At 67.3% G+C, this 19629-nt stretch carries 15 protein-coding genes and 5 pseudogenes; 8 read left to right on the top strand and 12 right to left on the bottom strand.

What is annotated here, in order from left to right; translation table 11 throughout:
• A partial coding sequence (locus AC067Z_RS37270) for a maleylpyruvate isomerase N-terminal domain-containing protein (RefSeq protein ID WP_478794090.1) occupies window positions 1-694 on the top strand: 694 nt, incomplete at its 5' end.
• A 274-nt stretch (window positions 695-968) separates the two neighbouring features.
• On the opposite strand, the gene AC067Z_RS37265 is transcribed toward AC067Z_RS37270, so the two are convergent.
• Window positions 969-1121, bottom strand: a complete 153-nt coding sequence (locus tag AC067Z_RS37265; protein ID WP_478794089.1) for a hypothetical protein — start codon at window positions 1119-1121, stop codon at window positions 969-971.
• Between the two features lie 28 nt (window positions 1122-1149).
• Window positions 1150-1686, bottom strand: a complete 537-nt coding sequence (locus AC067Z_RS37260; RefSeq protein ID WP_093903461.1) for a dihydrofolate reductase family protein — start codon at window positions 1684-1686, stop codon at window positions 1150-1152.
• Window positions 1687-1732: 46 nt separating this feature from the next.
• Here AC067Z_RS37260 and AC067Z_RS37255 point away from each other — a divergent pair, with 46 nt between their 5' ends.
• Window positions 1733-2053, top strand: coding sequence for a hypothetical protein (locus tag AC067Z_RS37255; RefSeq protein ID WP_478794097.1), 321 nt, complete (start codon window positions 1733-1735; stop codon window positions 2051-2053).
• A 64-nt stretch (window positions 2054-2117) separates the two neighbouring features.
• Here the strand turns inward: AC067Z_RS37255 and AC067Z_RS37250 are convergent.
• A pseudogene (locus tag AC067Z_RS37250) lies at window positions 2118-2309 on the bottom strand (DUF6185 family protein); the annotation flags it as partial.
• Window positions 2310-3389: 1080 nt separating this feature from the next.
• Here AC067Z_RS37250 and AC067Z_RS37245 point away from each other — a divergent pair.
• The 4 genes and pseudogenes from AC067Z_RS37245 to AC067Z_RS37230 all read left to right on the top strand — a co-directional run bounded on the left by AC067Z_RS37245 (window position 3390) and on the right by AC067Z_RS37230 (window position 7331).
• Window positions 3390-5372 carry an NACHT domain-containing protein gene (locus tag AC067Z_RS37245; RefSeq protein ID WP_478794088.1) on the top strand — a complete coding sequence of 661 codons (1983 nt, stop codon included), beginning with the start codon at window positions 3390-3392 and terminating at the stop codon, window positions 5370-5372.
• Between the two features lie 306 nt (window positions 5373-5678).
• Window positions 5679-5984, top strand: a pseudogene (locus tag AC067Z_RS37240) (DUF6192 family protein); the annotation flags it as partial.
• A 3-nt stretch (window positions 5985-5987) separates the two neighbouring features.
• Window positions 5988-6417 (top strand): annotated as a pseudogene (locus AC067Z_RS37235) (RacP protein).
• A 62-nt stretch (window positions 6418-6479) separates the two neighbouring features.
• Complete coding sequence (locus tag AC067Z_RS37230; RefSeq protein ID WP_478794087.1) at window positions 6480-7331, top strand: IS5 family transposase; 852 nt, start codon at window positions 6480-6482, stop codon at window positions 7329-7331.
• Window positions 7332-7562: 231 nt separating this feature from the next.
• Here the strand turns inward: AC067Z_RS37230 and AC067Z_RS37225 are convergent, their stop codons facing one another.
• From AC067Z_RS37225 to AC067Z_RS37215, 3 genes and pseudogenes are all read right to left on the bottom strand, one after another.
• Window positions 7563-8669 (bottom strand): hypothetical protein, encoded by a 1107-nt coding sequence (locus AC067Z_RS37225; RefSeq protein WP_478794086.1) that lies wholly within the window; start codon window positions 8667-8669, stop codon window positions 7563-7565.
• A 136-nt stretch (window positions 8670-8805) separates the two neighbouring features.
• A pseudogene (locus AC067Z_RS37220) lies at window positions 8806-10285 on the bottom strand (ISL3 family transposase).
• Between the two features lie 548 nt (window positions 10286-10833).
• Window positions 10834-11019 (bottom strand): DUF6381 family protein, encoded by a 186-nt coding sequence (locus tag AC067Z_RS37215; protein ID WP_478794085.1) that lies wholly within the window; start codon window positions 11017-11019, stop codon window positions 10834-10836.
• A gap of 252 nt (window positions 11020-11271) precedes the next feature.
• On the opposite strand from AC067Z_RS37215, the gene AC067Z_RS37210 reads away from it, so the two are divergent.
• Entirely contained in the window at window positions 11272-11400 is a 129-nt protein-coding gene (locus AC067Z_RS37210; protein WP_263303391.1) for an LPFR motif small protein, read from the top strand.
• Between the two features lie 436 nt (window positions 11401-11836).
• On the opposite strand, the gene AC067Z_RS37205 is transcribed toward AC067Z_RS37210, so the two are convergent.
• The 6 genes and pseudogenes from AC067Z_RS37205 to AC067Z_RS37180 all read right to left on the bottom strand — a co-directional run bounded on the left by AC067Z_RS37205 (window position 11837) and on the right by AC067Z_RS37180 (window position 17588).
• Window positions 11837-12211, bottom strand: coding sequence for a hypothetical protein (locus tag AC067Z_RS37205; protein WP_478794084.1), 375 nt, complete (start codon window positions 12209-12211; stop codon window positions 11837-11839).
• A 182-nt stretch (window positions 12212-12393) separates the two neighbouring features.
• Entirely contained in the window at window positions 12394-12774 is a 381-nt protein-coding gene (locus tag AC067Z_RS37200; protein ID WP_478794083.1) for a hypothetical protein, read from the bottom strand.
• Window positions 12771-13403 (bottom strand): RNA polymerase sigma factor, encoded by a 633-nt coding sequence (locus AC067Z_RS37195; RefSeq protein WP_478794082.1) that lies wholly within the window; start codon window positions 13401-13403, stop codon window positions 12771-12773. The genes AC067Z_RS37200 and AC067Z_RS37195 overlap by 4 nt, the downstream gene beginning before the upstream one ends.
• 422 nt (window positions 13404-13825) lie before the next feature.
• Window positions 13826-14236 carry a hypothetical protein gene (locus AC067Z_RS37190; protein ID WP_478794081.1) on the bottom strand — a complete coding sequence of 137 codons (411 nt, stop codon included), beginning with the start codon at window positions 14234-14236 and terminating at the stop codon, window positions 13826-13828.
• A gap of 338 nt (window positions 14237-14574) precedes the next feature.
• Window positions 14575-15953, bottom strand: a pseudogene (locus tag AC067Z_RS37185) (IS1380 family transposase).
• Window positions 15954-16100: 147 nt separating this feature from the next.
• Window positions 16101-17588 carry a hypothetical protein gene (locus tag AC067Z_RS37180; protein WP_478794080.1) on the bottom strand — a complete coding sequence of 496 codons (1488 nt, stop codon included), beginning with the start codon at window positions 17586-17588 and terminating at the stop codon, window positions 16101-16103.
• A gap of 741 nt (window positions 17589-18329) precedes the next feature.
• On the opposite strand from AC067Z_RS37180, the gene AC067Z_RS37175 reads away from it, so the two are divergent.
• Window positions 18330-19538 (top strand): right-handed parallel beta-helix repeat-containing protein, encoded by a 1209-nt coding sequence (locus tag AC067Z_RS37175; protein WP_478794079.1) that lies wholly within the window; start codon window positions 18330-18332, stop codon window positions 19536-19538.
• The last annotated feature ends 91 nt before the right edge of the window (window positions 19539-19629 follow it).

Raw genomic sequence — 19629 nt, 5'->3', positions numbered from 1 at the left:
GCCGACCTGCCCCGGGTGGGCGCTGTTCGATCTGGTGAAGCACCTGGGTGGGGGAGACCGTTACTGGGCCGCCATCGTCGGCGCGGGGCCTGCCGACGCTCCCCCGGCCGAGGCCACCGCTGCGCGCGCCGCTCTGGAAGTGCCGCGGGAGCGTGAGGCCCTGCTGGCCTGGCTGGCCGCGTCGACGCAGCTTCTGCTGAGCGCCCTGCGCGAGGCAGGACCGGACGCCGGCTGCTGGGCGTGGTGGAGTGCCCTGCAGACGCCGCGGACCTCTGGCGGAGTCGCCCGGCACCGGGTCCAGGAGAGCGCGGTGCACACCTACGACGCCCAGCTCGCCGCGGCCGCCCCGCAGCCGCTGCCGGCCGAGGTCGCACTCGACGGTGTCGAGGAGTTCCTGTTCACCTGCGTCGCGACGCCCAGCGCCTGGCCGCACAAGCCCACGGCCTTCGACTTCCACACGGCCGAGGGGCGCTCCTGGCGCCTCACGGTCGACGGCGACGGCGCACGCTCCACCCGCATCCCCGCGCCCACTGCCGCGACCGGCCAGGGCTCGGACCCAGCCGGGGCCTCCATCCATGGCACGGCCAGTGAGTTGGTCCTCTACTTGTACGACCGTATCCCCGCCGACTCCTTGCATGTTGACGGAGACGCAGGGCTGCTCGACCTGCTCCGCGCCTGGGAGCCGGAGGAGTAGGACGTGCTCGAGGCGCCGCACGAGCCCCTGCCGAGGAGGACGGCCACGGCGGCTCGACTGCCCTCGACGTACGGGATTCCGTTCGCGCAGCCCGTCTGCCACCAGGTACTCGTAGAAGGACCGCACGGCAACCACACGTTGCTGGACGGTCGCGTTCGCCAGTCCCGTCTCCGGATGCAGCGGCGCCTTCGCTGATCGCTGGCGGGGACGGTCGAGCATGTCCCCGATCCAGGCGGCAACCGTGTCCGCACCGGCCAGTACGGGATCTGTGCCTTCAACTGCACAGAATCAGGTGGTCCTCGACCGCCCGCCCGTACGCGTCGATCGTGTTGGAAGCCCGCCCGATGTTTGCCATGAACTGCAGCCACCGTCGGGCCAGTTGATGTTCAGCGAGAGTGGGGAACTTGCCCCACGGGATGGGGGCCATGACAGCAGGCTAGTAGGTGCGACCGTGCCTACTTGCGCACGTGGAAGCGCAGCATGGTGACCCCGCCCGACTGGACGTTGCTGAACGGTTCCAGGTCGATCCGGTCGAGGCCCGGCGGCGCGAAGCGGACACCGTCGCCGAGCAGGACCGGCAGCACGTACACCAGGATCTCGTCGACGAGGCCGCGCTGCAGGCACTGGGCGGCCACGTCGGCGCCGAGGATCTCCAGGTTCTTGTCGCCGGCGGCGCGGCGTGCCGTGGCCACGGCTTCCTCGATGTCGCAGGTGAGGAAGGTGACGTTGGGGTCCGGCTCGTCGGGCGGGCGGTGGGTGAGGACGAACTGCGCCCCGCCGTCGTAGTCGGTGTTCTCGTCGGACATGCGTTTGCCGACCTCGTACGTGCCCCGGCCGATGAGCATGGCGCCCGTGGCCGCCATGACCTCCGGGAACGTCGCCGACGTCATGTGCTCGAAGATCCAGTCCATCGTGTGGCCGGGACCGGCGATGAACCCATCGAGGGACATCACCCTGTTCACGACCACTTTGCCGGTGCTCGCATCCGTCATGCGTCTTCTCCAAGCAGGTGGAGGGCCGGGATCGCATCATAGGTCGGTGAGCAACATCTTCTCCGGCGGTAGCCACGACCTGGACCTGTCCAATGGCGCCGCCGCGGTGTTCATCGACGTGCTGATGCTGGCCGTGTCCGATCTCGCCTCCGAGGGCTGGGACTTCCGCTTTGCGGCGCTGCTGACCCTGCAGGACCAGAACGTCATGGGGCGCGGTGCCCGTCGGGTTCGACCTGGCGGAGTTCGACTGGGGTGCGACGGAGCGGGAACGCGCCCGCGCGAAGGGCTTCGTGCTGCGTGCCACAGCACTCGCGGCGAGCGGACATCGCTGGAGCGAGCTGGGCTACCACCCGCCCCGCGTGCATGACTACCTCCTGCACCAGGCAGCGCAGGGCCTGCCGGTATGCGCCGCTTTCCTCGCTCAGCAGGAGGCTGGGGGCCAGTGGCCACGACGCGGGCACGCGCATGGTCACCGCGCTCTCGGCCTTGCTGTGTGTGCGGCCGTGATGAGAGATACGCAGGGCCGCGGCGACGCGTGCCGAGGCGAGCCGCTGGACGGCGCAGTCATCCCGCGGCGCCGCGAGACGGGTGCCCGGGACCCCGAACGCCTCCGCCGGTGCCATTGTCCAACACGCCAGTGCCACCAGCACCACGAAGACCAGCCGCATACCCCGCCCCTCGGTTCCCCCTGCAGCCTGCGCAACAGATGTCATGCCACCGGGATGTGCATTCCATTCCCTGTCGCTGCCCATTGGGCCGGGTGTCGCTGCGAGAGCCTAGGCTTCCGCCTGAGCCTGATCGCGGTGACCGACGACGGCACCCTCACCCTCGCCCCGCGCATCGGGACCGCTGACGACCAGGCCCGTACCGAGGGCATGACCATCCCGTCCACGATCACCCACGGAAGCGCCGACACCCTGCAGGGCAACCTGCTCGCCCTCAACCGCTTCCCTCCTGGACGCGCTTGGCACCTTCACCGGCAACACCATCACTCTGCACATCCGCGAGATGAAGGACGGACTCACCACCAAGCCGGTGCTGCTCACCGAGGGGATCGACACGGTCGGTCAGGACTACCGGCACCTGCTGATGCCCATCCGGCTCGACCTGTCCAAGTAGCCACCCTGCGGGGCCGCCGCAAGGGCACTTTGCCGAAGCCTGCCACCGGCGCCTACTCGCCCGGAAGTTGGGTGACGTGGCAGCACCCCGAGACCGGCGGGATGTGCACGGGCATCCTCACCAGGTGGCTGTCCGGCGAGCGGACGGCACCACCCGCCGCACCGGGATCCCCTCGTGCGGCAGCGTGTCGGTCGTTATCGAGTTGGGGCAGGGCGCGAGGCCTTCGGTGGGTTCGTGGCGGGCGATATGCGGGCGCTGCGCGGAACTTCGGTGCCGAGGTCACCATCTCATCGGTGATGCCGTGGATGAGCGTGCTGTCCTCAGGGATCGACAGCCGAGGGTGCAAGATGGCTTCTTTCGGCATCACGGGGGTGATTTGGCCACCATGATGTGTGGCTATGAGCAGGCATGGGGGGCGTGCGGCCGCGTGGTTGTGGGCGTTCGTCTGCGTAGCAGCGGTGGGAGCGGCAGCGGCGTGGAGTCTGCCAGGGCTGAAGCAGGGTGATGTGGACCCGGCAGGTGCACGGATCGGCTTGGCTGGTCTGTTGCTGGCACTCTGGGCGGGGTGGATGTCCTGGCGGGCGATGCGCCACCAGGAGAGCGACGCGGTAGCGATGGCTGGCCGACTGGCATCGGCGGTGCTGCAGGCGGAGACCGGCGCGCGATCCCAATTGCTCGGTTGGGACAGCGAGCCGATTGACGTGAGGTTCGTCTTCCGTCGAGCAGCGGCGCGAAACGCCGACGGTGCCGCCGCTGAGGGGCGGTTGAGCGAGGTGGCAAGCTACTACCGGGATTTGCGGCCAGGGCGATTGATGATCACCGGGGCGCCTGGGGCGGGGAAGACCGTGCTCGCCGTTGAACTCCTTCTTGCACTCTTGGAGAAGCGCAAGCCCGAGGACCCGGTGCCGATACGGCTACCCTTGGCCTCGTGGGACAGCCTGCCTGCCGTTCATCCTGGCAACGATTCGGTTGAGGGCGCGGGTTTGATCGTGCACCCGGGCGACGCAGTGCAAGCGGTACAGGCGTGGGTGTGTCGACGGTTGGTGAACGACTACAAGATGTCCCCGACAGCAGCCGCAGCGCTCATGGACGCTGGCCTCATCCTGCCCGTGCTGGATGGACTGGACGAGATGGACGCCAAGGACACACTCGGGCACGCCCCCCGGGCCCGGCAGGCGTTGGATGTGCTCAATGCCTACCAGCGCGGCCGCGCGAAGGCGCCCCTGGTGCTGACGTGCCGCAGTGAGCCGTACCAGGCGCTGGAAGCACTAGAGGTGTGGGCTCTGAACGCCGCACGAGTCGAGATCGCCCCCGTGAGCGCCGCCCAGAGGCGCGATTTCATCCGCAGGCGCGCGAAAAGAATGATCCGGTGGCAGAACGTACTGGACGCAGTTGACCTAGCCCCGTTCTCACCGCTGGCGCAGGCGTTGTCCACCCCGTGGCGCCTGACCGTCGCGGTGACTGTCTACGAGCAGCCAGGTGTCCGAGGTGAGTATCTCCGCTCCCCCAGCGAGCTACTCGATCCCGCACTGGGCACCGAATGGGCTATCAGGGATCACCTGCTGCGACTATTCCTCGATGACGCCACTGCCAGGTATCCAGCCCCGCTGGGCAGCACCTACGCCCCCGACCAGGTTCGGGCCTGGCTTAGGGTGCTGGCCACCTACTTGGACGCCAACGCTGTCACCAGCCGTACCGTGGCTGGCCGACCGCTGTCCGGCACCGATCTCATCCTTCATGAACTGTGGCCTCTGGCTGGCCGCCGTCGCGCCCGTGCCGTCCACCTCTCTCTCCTTGCAACGCTAATGCTCGCCGTGCTCGCTGGGTGGTGGTGGGCTGCCGCCGCGGACTCCGTCGGCGATTTGTTCCTATCCGTTGGTGTTGCCTGGTGCTTCTTTCAACTGCTCGGCCTATCCTGGCCCGTTGCGTGGCCGGAGCCATTGCGGTTCGTTCCGGGACGGCTGCGAACTCTTAACGGTTTACTCGCTGCAACGGTAAATCTCGTGATTGGACTAATGCTCGGATTCGTGATCACGCTCCCTGCCTGGATCGGGAATTGGCCCCCGTCCGATGGACTGCTCAAGGACATGCTCACGCTCGGGCTCACCTTGGGCTTGACACTTGGGGTCAGGCGCGCAATCACGGCTGGAGCAACGGACGAGGGCACGCTCGGCATGACGGATCCTCGCGGTTCCATCCGGATCGACTTCATGACCAGGCTTGTGGTGGGGCTGACGGCTGGGCTGACGTTCGGCGTCGCGGCCCACTTCACGGAGAGATTCGCGGCCGATGCCACAAACGTGCCCACGCAGGAGCCCGGTCTCGGATTCCCTCTCCTTGCTCTGGCATTTGGGCTGGGGACTGGGCTCGCAGCCGGAGCCCTGTGGATGCGCTACGCAGCTCTGTTGCTGTGCACCCGCAGCGGCGCTCACGCCCTGCCGTGGCGCCTCGGAAGGTTCCTGGACTGGGCTACCGATGCAAGCCTGCTCCGTAGCGCTGGCATCGCCTACCAGTTCCGTCACCGGGAACTCCAGGACTGGCTCGCGAACCTCGCCAACCACCCCTGAGCTTCTCGTTCATCCGGTGCGCCTCCCGGAGGGCTCGGCCCGGCTCTATGGTGACGCGATAGCGGGATGACGCTGTGCCGGGGCGCGCTGCCGGGGTCATGGGTTGGTGCAGGCGTGGGTCCAGCCGAGGGTGTTGCACAGGTCCTGCAGGGCGCGGTCGCCGGGGGTGCGAGGTGGGGGGAGGTGCCGCCGCCGGCGTCGATCAGGGCGGGGGCGTGAAGGCTCTGGCGGAAGACGGCGAGTGCGGCGAAGGGGAAGGCGGGGTGAAGTATTCGGAGGCGGCGAGCTGCCCGGCCCAGATCCGGCCGGGCCGAACGCGGCTGGCAGGCCCGCGAGCACTTCGAGGACACCAGCCCGGTCGCCCCCGCGATCCGCCACATCGACCGGTCGGTGGAGTTCCTGGATCTCGTCACCGCCTGCCACGCGTTCGTCGCGGCGGCCGGCCGCGTCGTCCCCGGCATGCGCGACCGCCAGCTCGGCGACGACGAACGCACGATCATCCACGAGAACGTCGCCCGCGTGAGGGCGACGCTGGACTGGATCGAGACCGCGGTGGACACCGGCAAGGTCGACGTCGACGGCGAACTGGCCCGTCTGCTGCAAGGTGAGTAGGCGATGCCTCGCGCTTCCGAGCGCAGATCACCCGCCGCCCAGCGACACGCCGACACCGTCCGGTTCGTGCTCTTCGAGGCCCGCCCGGCCGGTCTGGCCTTCAACCAGCTGGTCAGATCCAGCGAGCTGTCGCCCCACCAGCCCCGCGCGGGCCTGGCCTGCCTGCGGGACACCATCGCCGAACGCGGCTGGCCGCCCCTGATCTGGACCAGGGCGGACGGTTACAAGTTCTGCTCGGACCCGGCCGAGCTCCAGGCATACGCAGTCGCGATCATCCGGGAGAAACTCACCGAGATCCGCCGGTTCATCACCGGCGTCGTCGCCCCGCACGCGGCCTCTTCAGCCGAAGGGGCGGTGGATCAAGCACCTGAACACCCAGCTCAGCTCGGTCGAGTCGACGCTCGATGTGATCGCCGACTACATCGACGCCTGACCGGCGGGGCCGCCCGGTCGGCGGGGCGGCCCCGTCCCCGTGTCCTTTGAGGGAGGGATCTGTTGACACGGCTTCGCTGCTATCCCTCGGACACCTTCGACGACGAGTGGGCGCTGATCGAACCACTCCTGCCGGCGCCAGCCTGCGAAAGCCGCACCGGCGGCCGTCCGGAGAAGCACCCCAGACGCGAGATCGTGGATGCGATCCGCTACGTCGTCGACACCGGTTGCAAGTGGCGGGCCCTGCCCAACGACTTCCCGCCCTGGCGGACCTGCTACGGATTCATGGCCCGCTGGGCCGCCTGCGGCGTCGTCGGCCAGATCCGTGACCAGCTCCGCAAGCGGATCCGCCGCGAGTGGGCCGGGCCTGGCGCGGTCGCTACCGTCATCGACTCCCAGTCGGTCAAGGCCGCCGAGACCGTCGGCAAGGACTCGCGCGGCTACGACGGCGCGAAGAAGATGAACGGCCGCAAGCGGCACCTGGTCGTGGACACCAAAGGGCTGCCGCTGTTCGTCATGGTCACCCCGGCCGACATGACCGACCGCGACGCGGCCAAGGAAGTCCTGTTCCGGCTGCGGCTGATGTACCCGGAAATCACCATCGTCTGGGGCGACTCCGGCTATGCCGGAAAGCTCGTGACCTGGGCGAAGAGGCACCTCGGACTGACGCTCAAGACCGTCAGCCGACCGCCGAACACACCCGGGTTCGTCATCCTGCCCCGCCGCTGGGTCGTCGAACGGTCGCTCGCCTGGATCAGGCACGCCCGCCGACACGCCCGCGACTACGAACGGCTCATCCAGCACTCGGAATCGCTGATCACGTGGGCCGCGATCACGCTCATGACCAGGCGAATCACCCGTCGACAGTCCCGCCGCAGCGGACAGCCGGCGCCACGCGAGAACGATCGGGACTGACGTTCACCCGGACCATCGCCGCTCCGGTTTCACCACGATCGCGGCCCGGACACTCTTTCACGGCAGCATCCAGCAGCACGGCTAAGGCACCTCGACCGGTCCGAGACGGTCCAGTTGCGGATCGAGGCTGGGGCGCGGCCTTCTCCCAGCTGCGGTGCAGCGCGACGCCCGCCCTGCCCCCATCAGGACCCCGTCGCCACCATGAGGACGACGTCCTCATGCGCGAGGCATTCAGCTACGGCGTCGGCATCGATGACCCTGCTCGCTGGTGTAGATAGAGCCGCAGCGCTGGCACTCTTGCAGCCCATCGATCACATCTGCGCAATGGAAGCAGAAGTCGATGGGTGTCTCCGGAGCGGCAGCTGTCGAGGCTCCTCGAACCAGGCTGCTCATCGTGCAGACGGGGCACCGGTCCGGGGCGTCACCGTCGTACGAGGCATCAGGAATGGCGCGGTTGAGAACGCGGACGGCATAGCCCAGGGCCAGGCCCAGAGCACCATAGCCCTGGACACAGAGGTGGCAGTACATGGTGGAGAACCTTGCGTCCGACTGGCACCACTCCGGCACGCCCCTGATGAGTGTCGGAGTGAGGGCGAACTGCTGGCACTGCGGGCACCGGAGGGTGCGCGCTCTGACGGGCCCCAGGACCGGAGCGAGGTCCTTCATGCGCTCTGCCACGTAGCCCTGGATCGTGCGGACCCCTCCGCGGATCCGGTCCATGTCGATCTCCGCGTGGTGCCGTTCTTCTTCATCTGTGATGTGCTCCAGAATGTGCTCATCGACGAAACTGATGAGGAAGTTCAGTACTTGGGCAGTGGTGCTCTCCACGGTGCCGGCTTTGGCGTACTCGCCAACCAAGCCATAGTGCTGCAGAGCGTTGCGGCGTTCGGCTAGGTCGGAGAGAGCAGCCTCATCACGCTTGCTGAACTTGATACCCGCTATGTTGGTCAGCCGCTTTCGCGTCTCTTGCGGAGTGCAGCTGTTCAGTGTTCCGTTCTCGAGCGCTTCTCGCATAGCGTCCCCGGGGTTGGCGAACACCAGAGACCAGTGCACCATCTGCAGACGCGCCTTCAGAAGCACTTCGGCGCCCGCAGCCAGGTGCAGCACGGCGTACTTCATGGCCCTTGCACTTGGTTCGCTTCCACCCTCTAGGTGCTCTACCACGCTGACCAAGTAGTCCAGACCATTCATGACAGGTGGAAAGTGCACGTCACCTGTGAGCTCCGCTAGGCGCACTTGGTAGTAGGACCCATTGTGTTCGACCAAGCGCTCATCCACTGGCTGCGGTATCTCCTCGAGTTCATGACTCGACGCGTTGTCGAGAGCCTGCTCATACATGCGGATCCTTCGGAGCGAGTGAATCTGGGCGCAGGATCTTCTCACGCACACGGTCCCACCCTGTGCCCCCTGGAAGGTTGCCGGGTGTGTCAATTTAACGGCCCTGTCTCACATTCGGTGGTGACGGAGTGTGCCGCTATCCGAGGAGGATGCGGTGGCGAGGTAGCGTGAAGCCTGCTCGTCCGTGCATCTGGCGCGCGATTCGCTTGGTCTTGGTGTTGATGCCCTCGGTGGGGCCGTTGCTGTACGGAAGTGTGAGCGCGGCGATCACGGCGTTCCGGTCTCGGTCCAGGCCTCGGGTGAAGGCGTGTAGATGGGGCAGATCGGTCGTGCGGGCCTGGGTGATCCAGCACTCGAGCGCGTCGGCGTTCCCCGGGTGGGTCGTCAGGAGCTGGGCGAAGGCCCGGATGTGGGCCGCCAGTTGGGTCATCTCGGGGCAGGCAGCGGTGAGGCGTGCCAGGAGGTCGTGATGTTCGGCCTTGAGGTTGTCGGGTCCGGTGAGGATCATCCGGGCGAATCGGCGCGGGGAGATGTGGCTGCGGTCGGCGTCTGCGCGGCCTTGGTTGATGTACTTGTGCAGGAGGTTGAGGCAGCCGGTGAAGCCGAGGGCCTTGATCTCTTCGAAGAGGTGCTTGACAGGGACGGCGGGGTCCTCGGCCCGGCGTGTGCGCAGGTGCTCGCGGTAGGGGTCGACGAGGCTGGCACGGTATTTGGGGACGCGGAGCATCCGCTCGGGCCGGTCGGCTCGCGCGTAGCGTTTGACGGTGTTCAGTGCCAGTTGCAGACGGCGGGCGCATTCGAGCAGGCCCACGCCCTGGTGGAGCAGGTTGTGGACCTGGTGCCAGCGTTCCAGGGTGGTCTGGGCGCGGGGCCCCTCGTAAAGCGGCGAGTTCAACACGGCGGCCCAGCAGGTGCTGTGCGCCGTGACCTCGCTCAGGGCGGCTTCGCACAGGTTGTGCCACAGGTGCCACCGGTCGGCGACCTGCACTGCGTCGGGCAGGGCCCGGCGGATGGCCTCGGCGCAGGTCGCCGAGCCGTCACGGCACACGACTTCGACGCCCGGATGCTCGCGCAGCCACGCTTCCAGCGTGTCGGCCTTGCGGTCGGGCAGGACGTCGATCCGCTCATGGGTCTCGGCGTCGATCACCACGGTGGCATAGCGGTGACGCCGGCGCAGGGCGAAGTCATCGACGCCGATCACGCGGGGCACCCGCCCGGTGGGCAACGGGATACGCAACAGGGTGCGCAGGGGCCGTGTGCCGGGACAGACTCACCGCGAGTATCACCAGCAAGCGTGATCCCGCCCGGCCCGCCAACTCTTTGACCACGGCCTTGACCTGTCTGTTCAGACGGGCGGTGCGGCGCTGGTATCGCTCCAGCACCCCGGGCACCTGCTCGCGGAAGGTGTGGCAGCAGCCGCGGGTGGGACACACCAGACGCCGCACCCGCACACGGACCACCACCCGGCGCTCGTCGACCGGCACGTCGGCCACCGTCCGCAGCTGATAGCCGTGCACCTGCCCCGACGACGCCCCGCACACCGTGCAGACCGCGGCCTCCTGCGGAGTCCGCGCTCGCACCACGATCCGCTCACCCTCGTCGGCCACATCCTCCATGACCAGCGGGGACAGACCCGAAAACACCGTCTGCACAAGCTCGTTGACATCCCTCACACGAATACCAACGAACCTCACGACTCTCCGTCACCACCGAATGTGAGCCAGGGCCAAACGATTTACAGTCCCCCATACGGGCATCGTGTCCAGGCCCTTGTAAGCGAGAGGTGTAGCACCGGTCAGCAGCATCGAAGACTCCTCGGTCGGATGCTTCACTGCTGCCCCGCCCTGCGATCGAAACGCACCGGCCGCCGTAGGTCTGCGCCCGGCACGCGGCTCGGGCGCGATAGCCGGGGGTCGGGCATGTTCAGGGGGCGCTGGCCCTGCAACTCGGGCAGGCTCTGCCCTTGCCCTGGAATCTGAACGACTGGACCCCTGGACTTGCCCGACGCGGGCTGCCGCCGGGGTTAACGCGAGAGCGATGCCGAGCGGTGGCAGGGACGCGGCGGCACTGAGACGTCACCGGGCCCGCACACACCTCGGCCGGCGACCGCGCCGCGACTCGGGGAGTGCGGGAGGCCACCGGCCGGTGCGTCGGACAGGCGTCCTTACAGCATGGGGTCCTGACCGCCCATGCCACCTTCCTTCTCGCTCTGCTCCTGCAGGCGGCGAGCCTTCTCCTGCAGCCGCTTGCGCTCCTCCGGGTCGGTGGCGCGCTCGGCCGCGTCCTTCATCTCCTGCACCTTGGCCCGCAACTGCTGCGACCGGCCGCCGGATTCGCCTGCAACGCTCATGGTCACTCCTTGAAGATCGGGTGAGCGGATGGCCTAAGCGAACCAGCAGCAACCGGGGCACGCATCTCGAAACGTCACGCCCCGTAGTTGTCGCACGGTGGCGAACCGATCTGCCATCTCCCGCCGTCCTCGTGCCGAACTGTCGCACCGCTTCGTTTCCCTGTCCTCCGGCAGGGCACGAGATCAACGAACGGCCGTACAGCGGCAACAACACCCGGCGTATCGCCGGGTAGCCAGGACGGAGGTTCGCCCGTGTTGAAGGCGATCGCAGATGTTTTCCGGGCCATCGGTGGGGCCATTGCCACCGTGGTCACCTTGCCCTTCCGGGCAATCGCCCGGCTCTTCGGCGGAGCGTCGGACACCGCGCACGGTCACCACTGAGGGTCTCTCTGGCGCGCACGCAGCCTGAACTCAGCGCGGTGTGGGGCTGTCACATGACGTCGGCAGCCCCACACTCATGCGCCAACCGGTCCCCCATCGCTTACGGCGTGAGGCCGGCGTCGTCGTCCCAGGTTCTCGGTACGCAGCGCGACGCTGCACAGCACGTCGGCTGAAGTTCGGCGAAGGCGAGAGCAAACGCTCCCACAAGTTGAGGTGCGCCGTGTTCGAGCTGCTGGCCGAGCGGTTCAGGTGCCGACCGCGTGAATCCGCCGCTGAAGGAACGGAACATCCCCCAGCCGACGTCAATCATGGGCGCCGCCCAGCCTCCGAAGCTGGTGCCGGCCGCTGCCGTCATTCCACATGAAGAGCCCCGGCAGAATCTCCCGGCGGGGCTCTTCATGGCTTTTCCATTAGTTCCCTGAAGCTCAACAGCACCTCAGCGGTGAACGACCGAGGAAACCCAGATCGTCACATCGCTTGCGACCCTTGATGCTGTTCCACCGGGAACGACCCGATGTTCTCGTCTTTCTGGGTTCCGATACTCCACTTCAAGCCGATCATCTGAATCTAAAGTCACGACGACGTACCACTGATCACCGGATCCTTGTGACTCGATCGTGAGGAATGAGTTATCGGGGTAACCCAGCTCGCCGATCAACTCGAAGAGCAAGTCTTCCGAGATTCCTTCGTACGACTCACCGCTTTCCGTTTCCACGGTGCACGAACTTGACGACATGCCACCTCCAGCATTCACGCAGGCAGAGCGCCGACCAGCCGTCGCGATCCTTGAAGAACCCGCCGCCAGTGACATGCTGCAGATCCTCCTCCCAAGACTGTGCAGGTGCCACAGACCCTCTATGTGGTTCAAAATTCAGCGGCCCGGATGTCTCTCCGTCATTCCGGCACGTCGGGCGGCGGACCGCAGCGCGGGTCCCGCGGCGGGCAACCCCCAATTTCGCTGGACGAGTCATTCCGAATGATCAGTGGTCGTGGTCACCGGAAAGCAGCCGGGACGTTGATACGGGCTGCCGGCTCGTCCGTGGCCTTCGCCGCCGTGTGCGCCTTGGTGAGGGTGCAAACACCGTCCACGCACTGGCGCTCCAGACGGCCGAGGGAGATGGTCTGTGCCAGGCCGACCATCCAGCAGGTGGGGCAGCCGCGGAAGGCAATCAGGGCCAACGGGGCCGCCAGCAGGGTGGCCGGGCCGGCAACGGGCACCAGGGCGATCGAGCCGATGATCAGCCCGAAGCCGACGGCGCCGCGCGCTAGATGGCGCGGGACGGACTTGCTGGCGAAGTTCATCTCGGGCGCGGCGGCCTGAGCCTTCGCGCCCTGCGCGGGCTTCACTGTGTTCGCGACGTTCACGGTGTTCACGGTCGTGAGACTCCTCCGACTGGCTGGTCGATAGCCTGAGAGCGCGCCTGATCGGCGGCTTGACCGAGTGGTTGGTCTGTCACTGCCAGAGAGTGACGCAGTGCTGCGCGTGCTCTGTGCAGCCGCGACTTCATCGCGGCGTTGCTCAGACCGAGCGAATGGGCAACGGTCTTGCCGGGCAGGCCCTGTACGTCCCGCATGATCAGAACCTGCCGCTGGTCACGGGGAAGGACGCTGACCGCAGCCGCGATCCGCTCCGCCTCCAGCCTGTGCAGCACCGCGTCCTCGGCGGACGGTTCCGCAGTCGCCTCCGGTTCGGCTGTCGCCTCGTCGCTCCGTGAGACGAGCAGCCGTACCTGCCGGAGGCATTCGTTGCGCACGATCCGGAACATCCATGAGGCAAGCGCGCCAGTGGCCCGCAAAGTGCCGATCTTCCGGTAGAGGATGATCAGCGCCTCCTGCGCCGCGTCCTCCGCGTCCTCCGCGTCCTGCTGTGAGGAGCACAGCGATATGGCGAACCTGCGCACATGAGGCTGCGATTCCATGACGACGGTGGTGAGGGAAGTGACGTCGCCGTCCTGAGCGGCCTTGATCAGCCGCTCGTCCGGCCAAGTGAAGCGTTGGTTCATCTGAGACTCCTACCCGGAAGGCGCCCTACGGGCAGGTGCTGGTCAGCTTCGGCTCTTGTAGCGCCGCATCAGGTGCCCGCTGCACGCACCCACGAGCAGGGCTCCGATCACTACGAGGCTGGTGACCATCATTGGTGGTTCCTCCCAGTTCTGCCGGCCCGTTCGGCCGGTACACAGACAAGAGGCGCGGGGATCCGAAAAGGATTCGCCCCCGGCCGAAGTCTCTTTTGAACTCCGCTCCCGCAGCCACGGCACGCGCGGCGCAGAGGCCGGGAAACGACGGCGCGCGCCGCGCCACGTCGCCGAACCGGCCGCTCAGCGGCACTGCCGGGGGCAACTGGCGGATGCGGACGGGGCCGGCCCCAGTGTCCGTCCGCAGACAGGGCGTCCAAGATGAGACGGGGGTCTATCGGCAAACGCGCTCACTGCAGGTCGTCACGCTCCAGCCATGCCGGCTTGACCGGCACCCCGTCCGCGTACCGTTCGACCTCGTCGACCGACTCACCAGGTGAAGCAACTGGTTCACTCGACGCCTCAACAGGTTCCGGGGCGGCGGGCGCGGCAGAGTCCTCCAGCAGCTCCGCCACCGTGAAGCGGGTGACGAACGACTGCCAAGCCCCGTCAACGACGAGGAGGAACCCGTCGCCGTCCCGAAGGAGCCGACGACGCCTGGGACTTCTGGGATGCTCAGGAGAGTGACTGCGAGCCCGCCGTTCCAGCTCCGCAAGTGCCTTCTCACGAGATCCAGACACGTGCGCCACCACGTACGCCTCCGTGCGCTTGCGCTCGCCGATTCCGACGGTCGTCTCGATGACCAGCCCCCATATCGTCAAGCTTCTTCGCACCCTCTCGCTCGTAGGACTCTCTGCTGCAGGAAGCGCGGCAGGCCCCCAATCAGGGCAAGAGTCACGTCCGGTCTCCGCCGATAATGCCGTCGGAACTGTCCGCGTGGCGGGGTCCCAGCGCGCATGAGCCGCTGCGACCTCTCCCGAAGCGTGTAGCAGATCGCTAGCCTCGATCCTGCATGACGGTCCGTCTACGGAGTCGGCGGGCCGTTTCGTGTTCTGTGGCTGGTGACGGGCATGTTGGTGGCCCGGTTGTCGCATCGGGTGGGCGCCGGGTTCCACTGCTCCGGGTTGATGGGTGCTCGTCGGGACAGGGTTGTCGCTGGTCAGCCGGGGTTCGGCAGTGCTTGCAGCCACTCGAACGCGCTGGTGATCACGTCGGTCCATGGCCAGTGACGGGCGAGGCGGAGGATGCGGCGGCGGCCGGTCGTCACGAGCTGAGCGGCAGCGGAGAGCAGTCGCAGCCGCAGGCGTTTGGGCTCCCACCGGCGGGCGGCCCCGGTCAGGGCGAGCATCGGCATCCAGGCCAGCAGGTCGAGTGCGATCTGGACGATCTCCAGCCAGAGCTGGTTCTGCGCGGTGCGGTGGAGGGGGAGGTTGCGCAGGCCGGTGTCACGGGCGGCGCGGATGCGGTCCTCGGCCCTCGCGCGCTGGCGGTGCCGCAGCTCCAGAATGGCGATCGGGGTGTCCTTGGTGTTGGTGGCGAAACAGGTGACCCGCATCCCGTCCGCGTCGGTGATCCTCAACTGGGCGCCCGGGTGGGGCCGTTCCTTTGCGGACGATCAGCCGCATCCCGGCCGGCCAGCCGTTCAGGCAGTCCCCGGCGAGTTCGGCGACCCAGGCGCCCGTCACGGACTTCGCCGTCGGGTTCGACAGCCGGGGTCCATGCCGCGGCCGGCACCTTCAGCACCGCCTGGTGGATGGCGTCGGTGACGACCATACCGACCGAGTAGGACAGCCACCGCCCTCGCCGGGTGAGCCAGTTCAGGAACTCATGCGTCCCGCCGCCGGAGTCGGTGCGGATCAGCGTGCGGCGTCCGCGCCGGTGCTTCTTCGGCAGTTGGGCCAGGGCCAGGCGGGCGGTTTCGATGTGGTCCGCGGCGGTGTTGCTGCCCGCGTTGCCCGGCCGCAACAGGCCGGCAACCGGCTCGCCGGAGCCCTCACGGCCGTGGTCGACGAACGCGAACAGCGGGTGATGACCGAACGTCTTCTTCCAGGTGGCCGTCGCATCCTGCTTCTCGGAGTGCGCCAGGACCAGCACCCCGTCGATGTCCACGATCACCGCACCGCTCTGATCCGGCGCGTTCTGCCCGGCCAACCGCCAGACCTGCTCGCGGACTTCGGCCCGAGCACGGCGGACAGCCGTGAGCGCCCGGTCTCCGGTGCCGGCGAGGCTGTCGATCAGGCGGGAGACGGTCGGGTCGGACGCCACCGGTCCGAACACCGCAGGTTCGGCCCGCAGCATCCCGACATCGGCCAGGCAGTCGCCGCCCAGAGCCACGGCGAGAGCGACATCCAGCAGGATCTTGCCCGGGTCGTGCACCGCACGCGGCTTGCGCCACGGTGCCAGAGCAGCCGATATCGCCTCATGCAGTCCGGCCCGGCGGGCCGTCTCGACCAGCAGGACCGCGCCGGCCTGCGAGACCACCCCACGACCACCGCCCTCAACGCGGACATGGGGGTACGACCCGATACGCTTCTTCACCTGAGGAGTGCTTCTTCCTACGCGACGAACAGGACCCTAGACAAGTCCCATCGTTGCAGGTCAGGAGCACTCCTCGTGTCTTTGATCAAGCATCCGACACAGCCGTACGTGAAAGCGCGAGGCTAGACAAACCGTGGGTCGCTCGCCTCAGACCTTTGGGCACTCGGGACGTGTGCAGTGGTTCGTCGGGTACTCGGGACGGCTCAGGCGTGGGGGCCGGAGTCCAGTTCGCGCAGCAGCGCTTCCGTCTCCTGCCGCCGGAATGAGCCGTGCACGCCGTCGAGGCCGGCGCGTAGCTCCTCGCCGGGCCCGACGCGGGTCGAGCCCGGCGAGCGTCCGCGCCAGCTCGGTGCGATAGAAGTCGAACGGAGCCCAGCGCGGCAGGAACGCGATCTCGTCCGCCGCGCGCTGCGGGCTTATAGCGGCCAGCAGCTGGGCCGCCTGCACGCGTTCGTGACCGAAACCGTGGACAAGCAATGAGCTGCGAAGGATCTGCGCGAGGCAGGACTCGGCGCCCTCCGGGGCAATACGCGCGAGCGCGTGCACCGTGGGGGCCAGGTTCGCCACCGGTCTCAGAGGCCACGGTTCAGGCATCAGTCGACGCTTGAGGGCAGCGGCGGCCGCCGAACGGTCGAGAGCGGCCAGGGCGTCCAGCGTCCGGTCCCCGGTCGCGAGCGTCAGCGAGTTCACCCGGTTCTGCAGGGCCCTGACCGCCAGGTCGCGGTCGATCCCCGCCAGATGCCGTGCCGCGACCACCACATCCTCGTCCCACAAGAGCGGCATGCGCCTGTTCCAGGGCCGGCGCCAGTCACCGATGAGCCCGAGCGACTTCTCCTCGATGCCGTCGACCGTGAACTGCGAGTCAACGAGCAGCGTCGGCTCTCGCACCAGCCAGGCGAGCAGATCCGCTCCACACTCGCGATCCAGGAGGGTGAGCGCGAGCGCCGCGGCGGTCCGTTCGTCGCCCATGGCGGTCGCGTCCCGCACCCACGCCCGCAGCCGCAGCGCCGCGTCCTGGGGCGTGTTTCGCGACCCGGCGAGCGTCAGCACGCGTTCGGGGTCGAGCGCCTGCTCGGGGGTGAGCCCCACCGCCTGCTCCGGGGCCCGCAGCACACCTCCGGCCGGTTCCATCCGGGCCAGCGCCAACGCGATGCGCAGCCGGTGCCAGCCCGGCTGGGACGCGTCGTCGGCCATGGTCTCCAGCGTGCGCCGCGCATGCTCCGGATCGATCTCGGCCAGGACCTCCGCGGCCGCGATCCGTGTACCGACCGCCGTGAGGGCGTCGGTCCTGACCGGATAGATGTATGCCTGGGCACCGTCGGTCTCGCGCCAGCGGACGACACGGCGGGGCAGCGCGGGCCCGCCCAGAGCCACCGCGGTCAGTCCGGAGACCGCCTCGTTCCTGTCCCAGCGGGCCAGGGCCCGGGCCGCGTCCCACCGGCGATACGGCCGTAGGCGCCGGGAGGAGACCATCTCCGCGAGCAGCCGCACCCCCAGTGCGCGGTCGTGCGCGGCGATGGACTCCGCCGCCCAGCTACGCCCGTCGCGCAGAGCGGCGCGGCGCAGCCGGGACACCACGTCGGGCAGGACGCGGTCGGGCACCGCGTCCCCGTCGAGCAACAGGAGGGAGACCAAGCCGGCGCCGGTACCCGGCCCGACCAGTCGCAGACGCCGTAGAGTCCGGAAGAGGAACCGGAGCCCCCGATCGAATCTCTCTTCGATGCGGTCTTCCTGATCCTGGGACGGGATCTTCCACGACGGGTTGAACAGCGCCCGCACCAGGTCCCCCCGTCACCCCCTGTCTGGCCCAGGCCGCGAACAGGAAGCGCAGGTAGCTGTGGTCCACGGGCCGACCCGTCAGCGACGCGCCGGTGGTTTCCTCGTCGAGTTCGGCGAACGCGCGGGCGACCGCCTCGCGGGCCCGCCGTGTCCGCGGTCCCGCGGCACGGGCCAGGCCGCATGCGGCGAGGAACTCCAGCAGGGTGTGGGAGGTGCAAGCCTGCTGGCCCAGGGGCGGCGATCCTGGGCCAGCCGTCGGACCACCAGCGCGGGGAATTGGCAGATCTTCTGTGGAAGTTGACGGCGCAGTTCGACAACGTTCCGAGCTGAGACACACGCTTGCCCGCCCCGGCGGGTCGATGGCGTCGCACACCCAGCGATGCATACGGAGTGCTACCGCTTGCATGCCTAGTGTGACACGCCTAGCTTCGTGATCAGCGAGTGCCTGCCCGCGCTTCGTTCGGTTTATGTAACTGATGGAGTCCGTGCAAATGCAAGCTAATTCCACCAGTCCGGCTGCCGGGTTATGTGCCACCTAGCCGACTGTACTGCCGCACGACCGGATTGCGGTCTGCACCGAGAGCCAAGGAGAAAACCATGAAGAAGACGATTCTTGTCGCGGCGTGCGCGGCAGTGGCTACAGCGTTCCCGGCAGTGCCCAGCCAGGCAGCTCAGGCCGTACTCGTTGTGGATGACAACGGAGCGCAATGCCCGGGTGCGCCTTTCACCACGATCCAGGCAGCGATTACTGCGGCCTCGCCAGGAGATGAGATCAGGGTCTGCGCCGGAACATACAACGAGGTTGTCACCGTGAACAAGGCGAATTTGCGGTTGGTCGGACCGGCCGCCGCCCCCACAGGGACAGCGTGCCGCCAGGCCGGAGTTTCGGATCCGTCCAGGCAGGCGATCATTCAGTCGGCGAACGGTTCAGGCAGTGTCCGCTTGGCGGAGAACGACATCAGGTTCTCCCGCTTCACCGTTCAGAACAATACCTCCAGTTATGGCATTGTCACGAGTGCGGCACACTCGGGCCACCAAGTACGGCAGAACGTGATCCAGGACAACGTATTCGGAGTCTATTTCAACTCCAGCGGCACAAGCCTTTCCGAGGTTGAACAGAACTGTATCCGCCAGAACAATGAACCCGGTTCTGCAAGCGGCAATGGAGTCTACTCGGACGCGGGCCTGAAGAACGCGGACATCGAAGGAAACACCTTTTCTGGTAACGAAAACTCTGGTGTCCTTCTGGATGCACTGACACCCGGAGGTGTCGACAATGTCAGAGTAGACAGAAACACCTCCTTGGAGGATAGAGCCTTTGCGTTCATCTTCAAGTCCAGCAACGTCGACGTAGGGAGTAACATCATCCGGGACAACTTTGGCGCCCCCGGGATCTTCTTCGGCGACAGCAACACGAATTTGAGGATCACCTCCAACATCATTGAGAGGGGCTTCCTAGGCGTGCGGGCGAACGCCTTTGGCCTTTCACCTAACGTCAACGTCACTATCACCGGCAACATCATCAGAAATTCCGAATCAAGCATCGTCGGCCACGGCATCAGCGTGGCAGCGAACTCCCTCACGAACTCCGTCATCTCCCGGAACATCGTCAGCGACAACGCGGGCGACGGCATTCGCATCGATGCCGGCGGCAACGGGGGAAACACCATCAGATCCAACGTCGCCCGCCGCAACGGCATGCTCGACTGCCGCGACAACACCAGCGGCACCGGCACCGACGGCACGGCCAACACCTGGACCAGCAACATTGGTCCGAACGCGGCCCCCCCTGGCATCTGCCTCTAAGAAGCCATCTCATTTGGTGAGTCTGCGGTAGCAGATGAGGGTGCAGGCGATGCTGGTGAAGGCGAGGAAGTGGTCCGCTTTACGTTCGTAG

The sequence above is a fragment of the Streptomyces sp. NPDC043812 genome, assembly GCF_056436245.1.
This window is presented reverse-complemented; position numbering and strand designations above follow the sequence as displayed.